General features: G+C 47.8%; 4 protein-coding genes. 1 reads left to right on the forward strand and 3 read right to left on the reverse strand.

The features are described from left to right. The first annotated feature begins 227 nt into the window (after window positions 1-227). Entirely contained in the window at window positions 228-2,021 is a 1,794-nt protein-coding gene (locus QM657_RS04440; protein ID WP_415065342.1) for a PrpR N-terminal domain-containing protein, read from the forward strand. A gap of 250 nt (window positions 2,022-2,271) precedes the next feature. Here the strand turns inward: QM657_RS04440 and QM657_RS04445 are convergent, their stop codons facing one another. The 3 genes from QM657_RS04445 to QM657_RS04455 all read right to left on the reverse strand — a co-directional run bounded on the left by QM657_RS04445 (window position 2,272) and on the right by QM657_RS04455 (window position 18,432). Then, window positions 2,272-3,252, reverse strand: coding sequence for a Gfo/Idh/MocA family protein (locus tag QM657_RS04445; protein ID WP_415065343.1), 981 nt, complete (start codon window positions 3,250-3,252; stop codon window positions 2,272-2,274). A gap of 28 nt (window positions 3,253-3,280) precedes the next feature. Further along, the gene (gene srtB / locus QM657_RS04450; protein WP_415065344.1) at window positions 3,281-3,943 is read right to left on the reverse strand and encodes a class B sortase; all 663 of its coding nucleotides are present in this window, start codon (window positions 3,941-3,943) and stop codon (window positions 3,281-3,283) included. Between the two features lie 590 nt (window positions 3,944-4,533). Further along, a complete protein-coding gene (locus tag QM657_RS04455; RefSeq protein WP_415065345.1) occupies window positions 4,534-18,432 on the reverse strand; it encodes a SpaA isopeptide-forming pilin-related protein in 13,899 nt (4,632 codons plus the stop codon). Window positions 18,433-18,445: the final 13 nt, after the last annotated feature.

Raw genomic sequence — 18,445 nt, forward strand, 5'->3', positions numbered from 1 at the left:
GCCGGGCATCTGGCCGCCGGGGCAGTTGCTTTTGTTCTGTGCTATTATTATGCCTGATCCGGCAGGGCTTCGCATCGGAAAAAAGCAGCAAACACGTTCCATCTTTGAACGATTCGGAAAAATTAATCAAGTTTATTTACAAAGCGTTCCAAAACGAAACTCACCTATGATGCTTTTTGTTCAGCCCTCTGCTATAATAGTCTCAAAAGTAAACGGAGGTACCCGCTATGGTCGAAACACGCACCCGCATCCTGGGGATTGCCCCCTACGAGGGTATGCATACCGCTATGGAGCGTGCAGCACAGGCTTATCCTAATATACAACTGGATGTTTATACCGGAGACCTTGATGAGGGCGTCGCCATTGTCAAGCGCATGCCGCCTAACGCTTACGACTGCATCATCTCCCGCGGAGGCACTGCGGAGCGTATCCGCCAGGTGACCGATCTGCCGGTGGTCGAGATTCGCCTTTCGGTCTACGATGTGCTGCGCGCCATGAAACTGGCTGAAAACTATTCCAATCTGTACGCCATTGTCGGCTTTCCAAGCATTACGGAACCGGCACACACGCTCTGCGATTTGCTGGGCTGCAATCTGGATATCGTAACGGTGCACAGCGCCGATGATGTCACCCGCACATTGGAACGGCTCAAGCAGGGCGGCTACCGCATGGTTGTCTGCGACATGGTCACTCACACCATCGCCCGCCAGATGGAGCTGGACGCCTTCCTGATCACATCGGGTGTAGAGAGCCTGCATGCCGCCATCGATCAGGCGCTGGACATCAGCCTGTGGTTTGGCCGCCTGCGGCAGGAAAATATGTTCCTGCGCAGCATTACGCAGGATCAAAACGGCTGTGTGGTGGTGCTGGATACCAGCGGGACCGTATTCTACAGCAGCCCGGCCGAGCTCTCCGCCGGGCTGTCCGAGGCTCTGCGCACCCATTTGCGGGAAGTACCCGCCAGCGGTTCGCTGAAATTCTACCGCATCGAGCGGGACCAGTTGTACAGCATCACGGCTCAGACGCTGCTGATGGATACCGAAAGGTACTATTTGTTCTATTGTGTACCGTCGCGTATTCCGCTGCACTCTCACTGGGTGGGGCTTCGCTCCATGAATAAGGGAGAATGTGAATACCTGTTCATGAACAGTTTCTACAGTATCAGCGGCGCTATGGGGACCCTGGATACGGAAATTCAGATGCTGGCCGCTGTGCGCCAGCCGGTTATGATCAGAGGCGAACCCGGAACCGGAAAGGAACAGATTGCCCGGTTTCTGTACCTGCATAGTCCTCTGGCAAACAAGCCCTTTGTGCTGGTCAACTGCGAACTGATGAACGATAAGAGCTGGGATTTCCTGCTCAGCCATTATAATTCTCCGCTCAATGCAACCGGCAACACAATTTACTTCCAGAACTTTGAATCTCTGCCCGAAGGACGCGCCCCTGAGCTGCTGGCCGCCATTCAGGAGACCGGCCTTGCCCGCCGGGTGCGGCTGCTGTTTTCCAGTGTCTGCCGTGACAGCGAACCGGTTCCCGATGTGGTGCGCCTCTTTAGCACCAGGCTGGGCTGCCTGACGCTGAATCTGCCGTCACTGCGAAGCCGTTCCGATGAAATTTCCTCCCTGGCGAGTCTCTATCTGGGCAGTCTGAACCTTGAGCTTGGCAAGCAGATTTCCGGCTTTGAACCGCGTGCCATCGAGATGCTTCGCCAGTACGACTGGCCGAACAATTATACTCAGTTCAAACATATATTGCAGACCCTGGCCACCCTGACGGTCTCGACTTACATACGCAGCAGTGTGGTGGCGGAGCTGCTGGCCAAAGAGCGCTCCATGCGCCGAAGTGCTGTTCCCGCTGCTGCCTCGGTGAATACTGACCGCACACTGGAGGAGATCATCAGCGAAGTGGTACAGCAGACAGTCACCTCCAACAGCGGTAACCGCGCCGCCGCGGCTCGCCAGTTGGGCATCAGCCGAACGACTTTATGGCGCTATTTGAACAAAAATGAGGATGCTCAGTAGAGGGGCGCAGAAAAGGCCTATTATGAAAATTTATATGCAGCATCGTTGTTTACAGGCTAAAAAATAGAAGTTGTCCATTTTGGGCGGGAAAGAAGCTTGAAATATCGAAATCTACGGTATATGTATAGTCGGAACATAGCACTTTCATTCACCTGCTTATAAGCGTCCCGATAAAGTTCTTTCTACAAATACAAAAGCCCTCCGATTTTACTTCGGAGGGCTTTTGATATCTTATGGCAGTTCTTTATTCTTAATCCTCAAAAGGATACTTGATTCCCCACTGCCTTCTCAATTCATCCATAACCTTCATCACATTTAAAGTAGTCTGATGAGGCATCTGAGGGCACTCTGTCCAGCCATTTCTTATGGCCTCTGCACTGGCCTGAATCTGATATTCGTATCCTGAAATCTGTTCCGGCTTGATGTGGGTTTCAACCAGGTTTCGGTCCTTATCATACACATGAATGGCTTCAAAATTATTTACATTTTCAACAATAACGTATCCTTCTGTCCCGTAAATAACGCCCTGACGGTCAGAGAGCACACGGAGAGAGCTGTTGAGTATAGCCATTTTCCCGCCCGGATAGCACAGGGTAATGCTGTTTTGCGCGTCCACTCCTGTATCTGTTTTAATTACAGTGGAATGAATCTCTGAAATGTCATCCCCAAAAACAATCGAAGCGAAGGTGAGGGCATAAACTCCTACATCCAGGAGGGCCCCTCCTGCCAGTTCCGGCATCATAAGCCTGGGCTTATGGGAGATCAGATAGCAGAGATTTCCCGTAAGGGTCATGGGTTCTCCGATAATGCCTGAGTCCAGCACGTTTTTCAAGGTTTCAGCCATAGGCATGTAGTGCACCCACATGGCTTCTGTAATCATAAGGTTCTTACTTTCTGCCAGAGAAATCATTTCCTCAGCCTGAGAAGCGTTGGCAGCAAAGGCTTTTTCACAAAGAACATGCTTCCCATTCTCCAGGCATAATTTGGCATTGCTGCAATGCTCTGAATGAGGGGTAGCAATATAAATCAACTGAATTTCCGGGTCCTGCACGAGTTCTTCATAGGTTCCATACGCCTTTTTTATAGAAAAACGCTTTGCAAACTCCTCCGCCTTTTGAAGGCTTCTGGAGGCAACTCCGTACAATTCTACCTGCGGCATCTGTACCATAGTACTGGCCAGCGTTGAGGCAATTCCGCCTGCTCCCATAATTCCTATCTTTAATGGCTCCATGTTTTATACCTCCATATACGTCTCTTATTTATTCAGTATAGCACACCAAAGCTGCCTGTACAATCATTCTTTCAGAGCTTCCATAGCAGGTTGATAAGGTAATAATTGAGGCCTGGTCTGGAAGGGAGATGGGGATGGTGTAGAGGGAGGAAGCTTTCATGTGGTTAATAAATTCATGTTTTTGTGTTGGGGTGGAAAATTCGGTCTGATAGCATTCCAGCTCTTCCTCACTCCTTATCTGGCAGGAAAAAATGACTCCTTCATGTCTTTTTCCTTCGTGATAGATGTAGAGGGTTTTATGGTCTTCGTAAAAGTCCTTATTTTTGTAGTGTTTTAAATCGGCAAACATGGAGCCGTTTTTCATATTGTGGCCAAAGATGACCGTATTGCCTTCATTTATTGGGTCCGTTTCTTCCTGCATAAACAGGCTGCCGCAGGGATTTTCATTTCCCTGAAAGGTATGGTTTAAATAGTATCCTGGCTGGAGGCTTTTTGCCACTGGATAGTCTACAGAGGTACCAGGGATGGAAAGCCAGAATATATAGTCAGGATTTATTTGCTTCAGGCTGTCTTCAAATAAAATATTCCGGTCCACATTTTTGCCTGTCTCAGTCTGGCTTTTCCACAAAATGCGGTTAAGTTCCTGATACTCTTTGCTTCCTTCCCTGTATTCATGCATGTGAGTTAACAAAAGCAGGCTAAATCCTAAAAATCCGGATAGCCAGAAGATTGACAGGAGATGGTTTGTTTTTTTGTATTTTGATCTTGTGTTCATTTTTGATTTTCCTGTGGTTATTTATGTTGCATGTATTTCTTGTTTATGTGGTTTTTGCTTTGAGTGGTTCTTTTGCTTTGTGTAGTTCTTTTTGCTTTGTATAGTTCTTTTGCTTTATGCTGTTCTTCTGCTTTGTGTACCTCTTCTGCTTTGTGTACCTCTTCTGCTTTGTGTACCTCTTCTGCTTTGTGTAGTTCTCTCCGCTTTGTATAGCTCTTCTGCTTTATGTAGCTCTTCCACTTTATACAGCTCTTCCGCTTTGTGTAGTACTCTCTGCTTTATATAGCTCTTCCGCTTTATGCTGTTCTTCTGCTTTACGTAGTTCTTCTGCTTTATACAGTTCTTCTGCTTTATACAGTTCTTCTGCTTTATGCTGTTCTTCCGCTTTATGCTGTTCTTCTGCTTTATGTAGCTCTTCCGCTTTATGTAGCGCTTCGATTTATGCTGTTCTTCTACTTTATGTAGCTCTTTTTCTTTGTGCCTCTCCTTTCTGCTTTATAGCATTTTCACTTATTCCCCTTTTTTCTGTTCACCCGCATGGTTAAAAGGAATCCTAAAAAGCAAATAGCCATTCCGGATATCCAGAAACCTACGGGAGCCGTATCTCCAGTTTTCTCTCCCCGCCTTCCTGTCAGCTTTCCATAAGCCATTTCCAGCCACGCAGGATTAAGGGGAGATTTGCTGTAACGGACCGTTATGATGCCTTCCTTTTGGGATTCCTCTGGAGTATGAATTTCTGGTTTTGGCTTAGGTGCTGGCTCCGGCTTCTCCAAATCAGGTTCCTCTAAATCCGTCATAACCACATCTAAAATTCCAGCATCTTTTAGAACGGTAAATTTTACATCAGCAGCAAGAAGATATCCTTTTGGAGCTTTTACTTCTTTTAAAAAATAGCTTTTTCCAGCCTCTAAAACCCCAGTTATGTCAACAGCTTCACCATTTGTTTCAAAATTCTGTATAACCACATTTCCCCATTTATCCAAAACTCTGAGTATGGCACCCTTTACTGGATTTCCTTCTGAATCCACCTTGTGAATCCTCACCTTTGTGATATCATTTCTCATCTCAACCATATCAATAGTTCCATTTTTACTTACCGAAAATGGAACTAAATCAGAATAAGCATATCCAGCCCTTGGCCTTTCTTCACAAAAGTAATAGGTTTCACCGGCTTTCAGCTTTGCTCGGATTTGACGAGGCTGATCAGAGGATGCCCATTTCTCCATTATCTTTCCTGACCTATCTTTTATACTCATTCGGTTTCCAGGAAGTTCATCCTGACCTGTCATTGCCTTTTTTGACAAAATGACGTGGGTTGGCTCGTCTATCATAATCACCATATCCCTATCACCATTTTTGCTGACCGAAAAAGGAATATCTTCTGCATAGGCGTAGCCATCTGCCGGATGGATCTCATGAAGCCAGTAATTCTTTCCGGCAACTAACTGGCCTTTCAGAGTTTCAAATTGGCTTCCTGTTGTGAAAATTAAGTCCTCTCCAGCTTTTAAGCCATTTCCATCACACAAAGCCTTTGCCGGGGTCTTATCTTCATTTAATATCTGAAGCGTACTCCCCGTTAACTGACGTTCCGCTTCTGATGGGGTTCCAATCGGAGAACCGGCCAGCTTCCTGATTTCGACTTCTGTCTTTTTATCTTCCATGGTAACGGTAACTGTTCCAGGTTCTTCCGGTACAGTAAAGGTGATCGGATCATGATAGGCATATCCAGCCGGTGGCTCTTCTTCTACGAGTTCATAGGTTCTTCCAGCAACCAAAAGTCCGGTTAAAACCACATGCTTTCCATCTGGGGTAAATTCTTTAATCATGTCCCCTGAATCCTTATCCCGTACTTGGAAACGGCCACCTTTTAAGATTTCTCCAGTTTCTGCATCTACCTTTAAAATCTCCACTTTTGTTTTTTCATCCTGCATGACGATGACTGATCGTATCCCGCTATCTTCCAAAGTAAAGCGGATATCCTGTTCATAGGAATAGCCAGCCGGGGACTGGTCTTCCCGGATAATGTATTCCTTCCCTGGGGTGATCAGCTTGGCTGGAATAAGTACCTCCTCTCCTTCCTTGGTAAATTCATAAATAACGTCTTCTGTCTCTGCATCAATCAGTCGGTAATTCCCGCCTGCAAGCTCCGTGACCGTGTCCTTATCAACTTTCGAGAAATATAGGCTGATTGGCCGGTCCTCCATATCAACGTTGTCAACCGTTCCGGAAGCATTGACGCTGAAACGGTAGATTCCACTTATCAGGCTTCCCCCATCACTGTAAGCTGTGGTTTCTGTCAGCCGGTAGTTTCCTCCTGCTGTTAAAATTTCCCGGATTGTTTCATCGTTTAAGTTGTTTTTAAACACTGCACTCTGGGGCGTTCTTGCGATTTCCCCAGTTATTGTACCTTCCTCTGACTCATAGCCAGCTCCTGACTCCTGAAGGATCTCATAGACGGTTCCATAGGGCAGACCGGTAAAGATAATAAATCCGTCACCAGCCAGGGTTATGCTTCCCTCGCCCTTAATCCGCCCTGCTTTTGATCCGCTGTAAGCCTGGTATCCAGTTATGGTATTTCCAGTCTGGTCTGTAAATCTCACCTGGTAGGTAAATTCATCTGCCTGATTCTTTCCGGTTCCAGTCAGTTTATTTATGATGGTAAAGGAACCGTCCGGGACAATAGGATTTGTCAGCGTGGTCTGTTTGGTAACGGCTTCCACCCTTGTCTCAAAATAAGCCTTGGTCTGCCCTCCCTCATCACCCTCTGCAACGGCCACTACATCAACGGTACCACTTTCATGCGCTGCTACATCGGTTAGGCTCCAGAGGATCGTTCCATTTAATTCTCTGCCGTAGTCCGTGGACCGTAAATATTCCAGCCCGTCTTCAAGGACAGCCTTGATCCGGATATCTGTCGGATGGCTGTAAGGATTATGATAGGTAATGGTATACTTTATGACGCTGCCTTTCTTGACAGCATGATCCTCTTCCCCTGCGCTGCTTGTTACTTTTGCAATGGGGATTTCCCTTGTCACTGGGTTTTGAATGGTATAATCATGGGTTACTTCATTAACTGTCCAGCTTGCAAGGGTATTTCCAACATCGTCCGTCAACTCCTGCCTGGTTTCCAAATAGGTCCTGGAAGGAATTTCATAAGACCCAGTTTCATCAAGATATATCCGCTTTGTTTCTTTTCGGGATGTTTCTGTTCTGCCATCGGAATATCTGGTGTACTCCGCAATCTCATACAAGTGGCCGTCTATGATACCGTCCTCTGCGGTTACTCTCTGTCTGCTTCCTGATCCGATGAGCGGAGGAAGTTCTGTGCCGGTATCCAGATCCCGTAACACGATATAGACCTTGACAGGAACCCTTCCGGTCACGGTAAGTGCTTCGATTGTGCCGTTTTCACTTGCCAGCTTTAAGATGCTAAAGCTGTTTGAAACATTCCGGATACCGGTTCCTGACTGATTTACGGTAAATATCACCGGCTCTGAAAGAGCATAGCCAGCCGGGGCCTTTAATTCCTCCATGATATAGACCCTATTGGCGGACAGTTTCTTGGTCAGGGTAAAACCGTTGGGGCCGGAAACTGCCTCTTCAATGGCCTCCCCCTGCTTTTGATACTCTCCGTCAACGGCTACCGCTTCATATACGGCTATTTCTGCCCCCTCCACGGCCATTCCTGTATCAAAGTTTGTTTTCTTAAACTGAATCTTCGTAGGATCATTCCATACCTCATGCGTGTGAAGTACCTCATTGGAGCCTGCTTCTCCGTTAAATTGGAACTTACTCTTTCCTCCGCCGATCTGGTATAAATCCGGCGGGGATATTTCTTCAATGATATAAGTGTGCGGTTTTATGGTTCCATTTGTCTGAACCTGACCCACCGGCAGCCCTGCAAGCTCCGCTCTCCCTTCCGCTCCGGTTGTCATATACCAAACGGCTCCAGTATCCCAATTAACTACTTTAAATCTCGCATGTTCCAGCCCCTCCCCGGTATCGGAAGCTCTCTTTATGATCTCCAGCCTGCCAACCGTAGGAAGGTTTACAATCCGGTAAACGGGAACCTTTTCTGCTCCCACAACAATCTTCACCGGTGTGATTTTTTGCATGTAGTCTGGTGGTGTAATCTCTACCACGTAATAAGTGCCATAAGGGATCTTATCAATCCTGTGAGGCTTTAAATCCCCTACCGATAATCCTTCCGGGATGTCCCCGTTAAACCGGTCCTGCGCTGTATATCTTCCGTCTGACCCGGATATCCAGCGCTCTACCATGTGGCTTTCATCTTCCACAAGGTTTCCGGATTCATCGGCCCGGTAAAGGGCCAGCTCTGCTCCTTCTGCCGCATATTCCCTGACTCCGTCTGAGACTACCTTTAAGATGTTGATATACTTTTCCTCATTTTTAAAGCTGATTCTCTGCACATCTCCGGTTTCTTTCAGGACAATGGCCTTGGGATCTGGTGTTTCAAACCCATGGGGGACCGCCTCTTCCACCAGAACGTAATTCCCTATCCGTTTTCCGTCTTTTTCTGCATTGAGCGGTAGGTAATCAATCCGATGCAAGCCCTCTAACGTATCATAGCTTTTGATTCCTCCTGATTCCTCATAGTTGAACTGGTACTCAAAGATCAAGGGCAGCTTGCCATCGGTATCCAGAGAGCCGTTTGTTACGTTCCGGTAAATGGTGATCCGGATCGTCTTTCCGGAATTGGTGTTCCAGATCTGGGTAACTCCTTCTCCATTTGTGGTCCGGAGACTTTCCATGCGCTGCGCTGTCCTCTCTCCGTTTTTTGTGTACCAGGTAAGGGAGGTAAGCAAGTCCCCTTTCTCCCGGTAGGCTGCCTCAAAGTCCATGATAAAGCTGGACTGATTCTCTGCAAATCCAAAGAAATCCTTTAAACGGTCCCAAAAGCCGTTACTTTTCAAGGTCCTTTCTGTATACTCCGATAGATCATCGGTAGTCCAGGCTGCCACCTTCTTTTGTTCCTCATAAGCCGGCTTTCCATCTTCCATCATGATGTTCCCGTTGCTGTCTGTTCTTGCCTCATAAAGTGCCAGACCGGCCCGGTGGCTGTTTGGGAGCTGAATCTTGTTTCCGGCGCTGTCCTCGTAATACTTATAGATCTCCAGCTTCGTATGGTCATTTTTCAGGTTGATGGTCTGTACTTCTCCAGTTGCCCGGATAGTAACTTCCATGGAGCTGCGGATATAGCCGCCGGGAGCCTCCTTTTCTTCCATGATATAATCTCCAGCCGGGATTCCCTCAAAATATTTCGGGGTTCCGTCCGTGATCCAGTCAGCCGTTACTCTTATCGGTGCATTATCAGCCGTATTCTCCACGGTCCATTCTGCCGGGGTCGTTTCTGTTTTTACCAGATAATACCCCTTGGGATAAGTTTCGCTGTCAGTGGTGTAGACTCTTTTTGCTTTATATAGAGCCACATAAGCCCCGGAAACCTGACTGTAGCTATAGGCTCCCTTTGGCTCCGTAACCGTAAGACCCTCCTGGTAATCACTGATCACATTAAGTTTGTACCGGTCCGGCGCATCGGTCTTTACAATCTCTGCCTTGATCTTTTTATCTTCCATGCCGGTCCGCTGTACTTCCCTGGTTTCGGAAACGGTGACACCCTCCGGGAAGCCCTTGGCATAACCGGCTGGAGGTTTGACCTCCTCCATGATGTAGGTCCCTGGGATCACCCGTTTTAGCATATCTGCCTGTCCCACGGTCATATCTGCCTGAAATGGGTCATTTGGATAGGCCTCCCCGGTGATCCAGGTATTTTCCATGATCCAGGACTCTCCCTGGCGGTGGTAAAGCTTTGGATCGTCTGTCAAGTTCTCTTCTGCTCCAACATCTTGCATACCGGTCTGATCATTGATCCGGTATGCTGCCTCATTATAGGCTGGAAGAAGATCATCGTATTTGTAACGGACGTAATCTCCGTCAATGTCATAGATCGGTGTTCCTTTTTTATAGGTTTCAGCGGATCTCTGGTAATACTCCGGGAGGCCGTGGTGGTCAAGAACGGGATTCAACCGTTTAGCCAGGCTGTTTCCATCATAGGTCCCCGTCATGTATTCCTGATCCTTGTCTGCATTTATGGAAGCAATCCGGGAAGTTCTGATCTTTTCCCTGGCAATGACCGCCCCGGTTTCTGTCTTGGAAACCTTTACAGACCACACCAGGAGTTTTTCTCCTTCTTTGGCATAGGCCATACCGGTGGTTGGATTGACATATGCATCCCGGTTTCCATTGCTGTCCAAGTGATACATGATGGTTCCAGAACTTAGGGAAAATATTTTATCCCCGGCCAAATATCTTGATGCTGTCAAATCCCCTCCGGTCAACTCAAAGACAGGCTGCCCGGCTCTCAGTACATAGATGGACTCCTGATCTTTCACCTGTACCTTGTTCCCATTCCGGTCATAGCCATACAGCTTCCCATCGATTCCGGTTTCCGTCACCTTCAGCCCTCCAAGGGAGTAAAACAGGATATCCGTATCTTCCCGGTCTATGGTTTCATAGGTCCAGGTCCCGTCCCCAGCTTCTCCCTTTAAGCTTCCTTCTGGATCTTCCTTGCGGATAAATTCCACGGTATTTCCAGCGTGGCCCTTTAATACTTTGATGGACTGGACATTGTTATTCCGATCCCTGACCACTTCCACGCCGTCATAACTGTAATCCCCGCTGTCGCCGTTTTCCTTAATCTCTATGGCATCGTAAAGCGCCATCTGCGCCCCGGACACGTAGCGGTTTTGATCATCAGCCGTATCAAGCGGTCTGGATACCAGGCCGTAACCGGCAAATACGCCGTCTATGTAGACTGGCTCTGCATCTTCTCCGGCTTTCTTCCTGGACTCTAAACATTCAAGAGTTCCTTTGTACCAGGCATAACCTAAGTAGGTTCCGTTTTTATAGGCGAATTCCAGGTTGTCAGCACCATAACTTTGTTTTAACTCCAGCTCCGCTCCCGTCAGCCTGGTATCGGTCCGGTAGGTAACGGTACTGTTCGAATCTTTAATCTTTGATACCTCTAACCGAACCGGGGTATTTCCTATGTAGATCCTGGCCGTATCAGTAACTCCCTGGGGGCCTGGTCCCTCCTGATCTTCATAAATGGCTGCTGCCACCCGGTGGTCCCGGCTCCCCTCCAGATAGTAGGATATCTGATCCGAATAAATTTCAATAGCCACCGGCTTTGTTCTCACATACCCGGCTGGCGGTTTGATCTCAACAAGGACGTAGGTCCCAGCTCCAAGAGGCTGGGGAGTGATCAAATATCCCGTGTTCTGATCCTGATCGGAAGTATTGGCTAACGCCTCCTCTCTGGCCTGCAGGTTGTCCCTGGCCGTTGTAAACGCCTCAAACTGCCCTGTTCTTCTTCCTTCCTGATCCATAAGGATGACCTGCTCTGATTCTTTGCAGACAGGCGTTCCCTCCGGGACAACTCCGCTAATGATTTCTCCGGCCTGGGTGATACTTCTGGCTCCCATGGCTTCTAAAAATTCCCTGGAGCCCTCGATCCAGGTATCCGCTTCATAAAACTTCACCAGGCCATCGGTATTTTCTCCATCTTCCCTGGAGGCTGCATAAAGGGCAAACAAGGCTCCGTCATGAAGGATATTTTCTCCTGTCTCGGAATCCAGTTTTTCAATTCTTAAGTGGCTGGTATAAAAGGTGTTCCGGTACTTGCGGTAAGTGTAGCCTTTATAGCTTGATGTCCCATCCCCGTTTTGTATGGTATCCGCTGCTTCACTTGCTGGCTCCGTCACCGTCCAAGGCACCAGCATGGGAGCGTATTTCCCGTCATAGGCCGTCTGCATTCCTTCCATGGCTGCCACGCCATCCCGGTAAACCTCACCGGCTCCGGAGGGAAAGGAAACGTTGTTATAGGTCTGTTTGTCTTCAGAAACAGAGCCGTACCGGTATATCTTCTCCACCCCATTGGTTTCATAGGTGGAGCCATTGGCGGTCCTTTTACCGGCATTTCCATCGTCAGCCAGGTAATGGCTGCCTGGATTTCCTCCGGCTTCTACCGGGTCGACCAAGGTATTGTAATAGTCCTTTACCGGGTCAGTTGCTCCCTGGGTAATGGTAAAGTGTCCACGGCCAGACGAATCACCAGGAACTGTCCCGGAAAGCTTATCAAGGTCTAAGCCATAAGGATAAATCTCATAGTTACCTAAACGGCTGTGCGCCCGGATCACGTACTTCCTTAAATCATCCCCGCCTTCTCCCGGCCACTCCTCGTTAAACCGGATATGATACTTTGCTGAAAGCTGGGCAACGGTATTGGCTGCGCTGTAACGGTAATAACCGGCCAGCTCTTCCGGGGTCTTGTCTGCTCCTGCTTTTCCTCCTTCATAAACGGATGGAAGCTCAATCTCCTTTGGAGCATCGGTTTTATAATGCTTGTTATAGAGATCCCCCAAGTTTTTATTAAATGGCTGCTGTTCTACCGCCACATAGGTTCCATAGGGAAGGTATTCCGATATCCCGTAGGTATAACCCGCCCCTGAATCTTCCTGATCGGCACTTAAGGTGGTTGTATCCTGATCCTTTCCACCGTCTGCCTCACTGTCCCAGGCAATAGCATATATCTCATCAAAATCATAACTGAAGAACGGTTTTAAGTAGTTTTCTGCCTTTTTAATCGCTTCTGAAAGAGCCTTGTCATAAATTTCATCCGGATAAACTTCTCCTCCTGAAGCACTTTCTGTCTCGTCGGCCTGGTTATTTCTCACCAGATTTTTCACTTCATCATTCAAGTACCAGGTGATTGCAAACTGACGGACATGATCGGAGCGGAGAGCATTATCTTTAGCTGCAGCCGATGTATTCACGCTGTTTTCAATCTGTAGGTTATTATGTACAGCAGGATATTCCTTTTCTCCCCCATTCCTCCCAAACAGAAGTCCCTTGATAAAAGCAAAGGGTTTAAAAGAGGAGCTTTGATTATCGGCCCGGTCCCATTTATCGTTGTTGGCCACTTTGATGGCATCAAAGAACTTTTCATAATTGTAGCCCAGGATCTCCCGGTCATTTCCGGATTCATCTTTCACTTTTTGTGCCGATTTTTCCAGGACTGCCGTATAGCCGGGGTTCTGACCGGCATTGATCAGGCCATTGGTATAGCCATAAAGGGACTCATTGGCAATGGCCGCCTGATTGGAGTTTCTGGCCAAAGGGCTGGCCTGGTAGTCTACCCTGGTAAATATCTTTTGGACCTTTTCCGGATACGCAGCCCGGTATGCCTGGATATCCACCAGATTTCCATTCCGATCCTGCCAGCTTACAGCCCCGTTCTCTCCCCGGTAGAGCCGTTCTAAGTTGGATTTTAAGTAAACTTTAAAGCGGAAGTTTTTTAGGTATTTGGCATTGTCCTCCGCTCCTCCCCCGTTCTGAGTATAGCGATCCTCATGCCCGGTCCCTGCATAGGTATTGTTCTCATAGGTTCCATTCTCATTTAAGGAAATATCCTTTGTGATCTTAGCTTTTTGCATGATGGGACGTTCTACTACGGAAATCTTATTTACACGAGTCCCACCGTCTGTATAGGTTTGATTCCGGTTATAATGGAGGGTCACCGGTTCAATATAAGTTCCTGCTCCTGCCATGTTGGGGAATACAGAGATATTCCCATAACTTCCGGCATATTCCTCTGGAGTGGTATAAGTTCCTCCTACAAAGTCATCCCGGTAAGTGATTTTAAAGTCTACAGAAGAGGTCCCTTCCTCTCCTTCCATGTCAATGGTATAGCCTTTTCCGTCATAAACGGCGGTCACTGGCACGTCCACATCTTTTAATTCATAGCCTGGTGCGACCTGGATTTCTCCTTCCACCATGATTTTCTTTACGCTGCCGTCATTGTTTCTAAGCGGTTCACCCAGGCTGTATATCCAGTAGGTGCGCTCCGGGCTTTCTATCACGGCAATGGCAGATAAATCCTCCGGATAAATCGCTGTTTTCTTTGCCAGCTCCCCGACTTTTACCTTTGCATATGTTACAAAGCCGGTTCCGTTTTCCTTATACTCTTCAAGTTGGTCCTGGGTATAGGCTGCATAGAGATAACCGTTCACAGTAGTTCCGTTTAGATCGTACTCCATGTCTCTTTTTACATAAAGAATCCTGGCTGCTTCATCATAAACACCTGCGGACACCAGGCTTCCTACCCGGTAGGAATAGCGGATGATAGCTTTCCCACCCGTGATCTCCTGTACCCTTAAGCAGTTAAAGATGGAAAGCCCGGCGGCTTCCATTCCTTCATAAAGGCTGGCTGCCTGTTCTGCAAAGGTGGTTCCTGTAAGGGGTATCTGCATCCAGGGAGCACCCACATCCGGCTCTTTAAAAGAAGCCTTCATCAGTGCTGCATTGGCATCCTCTGTTAAGTCCCCGGAAACTTCCTTATCCTGAAAGGTCGGGATGGCATAGCGGAGGCCGTTATCTGGCCGGATGGCGGTGTAATCATACCCCGAAGATGATACTTTATTGACAGCAGCATTCTCTCCGTTTGGCAGGGAAATAATGTCTCCAACCTTTGCTGGCACTGGCAATCCACCAATGATCACCCGCACCCCTTCCTCTCCTGCTAGGGCGGTTTCCTCTCTGGTCACGTGCTCCGTATGAGTCCCGTCTGGATCTTCCACCACCTCACTTTTGATGATGAAAAATGAAGCTCCCTCCGGTATGTCCTTCGCATAAATCCGGTATCCGTTGACGGTTCCGCTGCTTGTTACAGTAAAGGTATTGGCTTTCTTGATCCAATCTGTTTCTATTATTCCAGCAGAGGCACTTCCTTCTGCTGATGGATTTCCACCGGCCTTAAATGCCTCCCGGTTGCTTATGGCTGCGTTTTTTCCATAAACCGAAAGCTCATAGCCTTCAGACCGGGTCAGCTCCTTAATGTAATACTGGGTTCCGTCCCCATTGACGATCAGTGGCCGTCCAATCCAGGTGTTTCCGTTTAAGGCTTCGTTGTTTTCAATGGGATAGGAATGGCTTCCCGCCCCGGTCCCATCTCTTCCCTGGTTAGAGGAAAGTTTTTCATAGCCGGAGGCGGTTTCATTGCGGCTGTCTGTGATAGAAATGCTGTTTCCACGGTTTGTGTGGCCGGTAAAGCGTTCCGCATCCCGTTCTTTTCCTATGGCCTTTCCCATGGAGGTATAAAGGTTTGTTGGGGCCTGATTGGCCCAGCCGTTAGGTGTTTTCTCGATTATTCCGGTCTGGTAGTTAAAGGTGTAACCGGGAGCCTGGGTAATGGCTAAGAAGCTGCCATCTCCGTTCCGGTCCGTAGCTGCCACGGAAACCAGGTTGTCTTTTTGAAAGAGGACTCCGGAATGTCCGTCCGGATGGGGAATATTCGTTGCTGCAAACAGACCGTAAACAGCCCCTTCTAAAGTCCCATCCCCCTGGGAATCGCCATAAGCTCCATAATTTCCGGCCTCCCCAGCCTTTAGAGCCATGTCTTTCTTATTAAAGTGGATCTCCCCTTCCATCCGGTGATCATAGACGATAAAGGTCCAGTCAGTCGCGGAAGAACTTAAGGGGTCTAAACGGCTCATTTCCGTGGATTCCGGAAGGGAGTCCAAGGAGCCTCCAGATTCATAATCATCATCATCCCCAAATCCAAAGAACGAGATCAGTCTATTTGCTGCAAACCGGAATCCCGAAATAAGAGACTCTAACAGTCCTGTGAAAGTAATTCCTCCACGGACTCCCTCTGCTTCAGAGTCTGTAGCCGTTTTTATGCTGTCTTTGACCGCATCGGAAGGTGTTCCCTCCCTTTCTGCCCTGGATTCCAGCGTTTCTTTTTGGGATTCTTTTGTATGGACAGTTTCCGGCTCTTCCTCTGCTCCTTCAGCCGGTTCCTTCATAGCTTCCTGATCCGCTTCTTCCATCAGCGTTTCTTCCACTGTTTCTGCTTCTGGAGCTTTGGATTCTTCCGGGATTATTTCTTCCTCCTCTTCCAGTTCGGCCCCGCTTTCTGTCTCTGCTTCAGTTTCTTCTACACCAGATTCGGTTTCTTCTGCATCACCTTCCGGATCAGCTTCCAGTACAGCCTCAAAACCTTCTACATTATTAGAAACTCCAAAGCTGGTAAACATCACGGCTTCTGGCTCTTCTATTGCTTCCTCCGGCTCCGGACGTTCTGCCGCCGGTTCTTCCCGTTCCAAATCTATTTCAGCACCAAAGCCACCAGCCATACGGCCAAGGCCATGAGCCCGGTAATCTTTATATTCACTGGATGTCACGGTGCGCCATTCCATGGGAATATCATCAGGATGGCTTCCATGGAGAGAATAGCCAGGAGCCGGTATGGTTTCCTTAGCAGAATATTCATAGGTCAAGGAAATGAAGTCTTCATAAAACCGGTCCCGGTCCGCTTCTAAGGCTTCCCGCTGTGACTGTCCGCTTAAATCAATGGCATGGAAAAAACCGCCCTCTTCAATCAGCCTCTCACACTCTTCTACTCCGGAAAGCCACTCTTCCCATGCACTGTCATGAAGCTCCTGGTTGTATTCCTCCACCGCCTCGATATCATCGGCATTGGTCTGTTCTCCGGTCAGTTCATCATACACCGGCTCCGGAACTTCCTCATACTCCACCTCTGGAGCCGGGTGCCCGCTGCAATAGCCCTTTTGATAGAGATAGCTTCTGGCATCGGAATGGGCAGTCTTGCTGTGGATTTTTCCCTGAGAATCAACGTAATGAAGGGTTCCATCGGAAGCAGTGATATGATCATCGGCATTACAGGGATCTCTTTCCGGATCAGACCAGCGCTTAAACTGGGAGCCGGAGGAATTGGCCTGGTTATAGAGATTTGCTTCTGAATCATTTAAGCCCATGTCTCCGCTGTAATTGGTGGATATCCTATCCTCATCACTTCCTGCATCCTCCTCCCAGGAAGCCCCGGTTAAAGAGCCTGCATTGGAGGAATATCCTCCAGGACCATCTAAGTCCAGATCGGTGCTGTCAAGCTGGGAATCGTCAAACGCCTCCAGGATATCCCAGCGGGAACCAGCCAGGGGCTTTCCTGTTTCGGAATCGTATTTAATAAGGCCAACGTTATAACTGGATCCAAAGCCTTCTGTATGTTTAAAACGCTGGACCTTTCCGGTTCTTCCTGAGCCAACACGGACATGAACCTCTAAATCCTTATCCATCTTAGCTGCAAAGTAAGTTTGGGAAGTGTCAAAAGCATATTCGCTATTACTATTAGGTCTTTTTGTATAAAACTTGAAAGTTGCAAGCTGGGCAGAACCGATATCCTTTGCCAAAACTGCACCCAGTTGGCTTTGATTTGCCCAGTAAAGAGTTCCAATTCCCTGTCCGTCAGATGGCACCTCACCGGATAAGGAAGTGAACACAAGTCCAGCCTCCGTTGGCCCGGTGTAGGTCCAATCACCATAAAGATCCTTTGCAGAAAGGCGCTGATAGTAGCCTTTCACAACGTTATTCGGATAAGGAATCGTAATTGTATAAGCATCTGTAGAATGATCCATTTTGGCAAAGTAAACGGTTTCTCCATTGTACTCTACAAATTCGCTTGTGATCGTAGCTGCATCCCACACATTTCCCAACATCCACTCAGCCCAGTTCTTACACCCTCTTGCCGCATACTCAGAAGGTATTTGTGTACTCGTAAGCTGATTATAAACAGAGCGATCTCCTACAGCATTAGGATTCATCTGCTTTAAAACAGATCTGTAATCCGCACTTTGACGAAATATATTTAAGTCTGTTTGCCAATCAGTGGTAAATTCACAGTTATTGGCAGCAATCCAGTTGATGACGGCTGCTACAATATATTTGGCGGTCCCAGCATTGGCATCATTACATGCAACTACGCTATCATTGCTCCCTAAATGACTGGCATAAACATTTATGAGAAAGTTAAATCTCTTTAATGTAATATTTTTTGCATTATCACCTGCTGGAAATTCACTTGGCATGTTATTGTTTCTTGCACTCCAATACCGTTGCAGGAACGCCTGGCTTCCAAGTCCAATCCTGGAACTTTCTGTATGCATTGCCACACAGTAAATGAAATTTTTATCAAACTCCCTAAAGGTGCCGTCACTATGCTGTTTATTTTCTACCAGGTATTGTTTGGCCCCTGCCGGGAAATTCCCATCCGCTACAGGCGCCCCCAAATAAAAATCCTTAGTTTCATACATTAACCCTGTAGGAGTATAGCTTTTGCTACTTGCTTCAGCCCCGTATTGGCTGGAATCCCATGTAATCCAGGAGGATGGCTCAATAATCTGTGCGTAATCTGCAAAGGATATCATACTCTCCGGAAAATAAGGCAAAAATGCCATTACCGCAAGGATCAAGGCCATAAACCCCGCTATTTTTCTTTTAATATCAAGCCTTTGTAACTGTTTTTTCATTCTCTCTTCCTCT

The organism is Lacrimispora sp. (assembly GCF_047605665.1).
Classification (GTDB): Bacteria; Bacillota; Clostridia; order Lachnospirales; family Lachnospiraceae; genus Lacrimispora.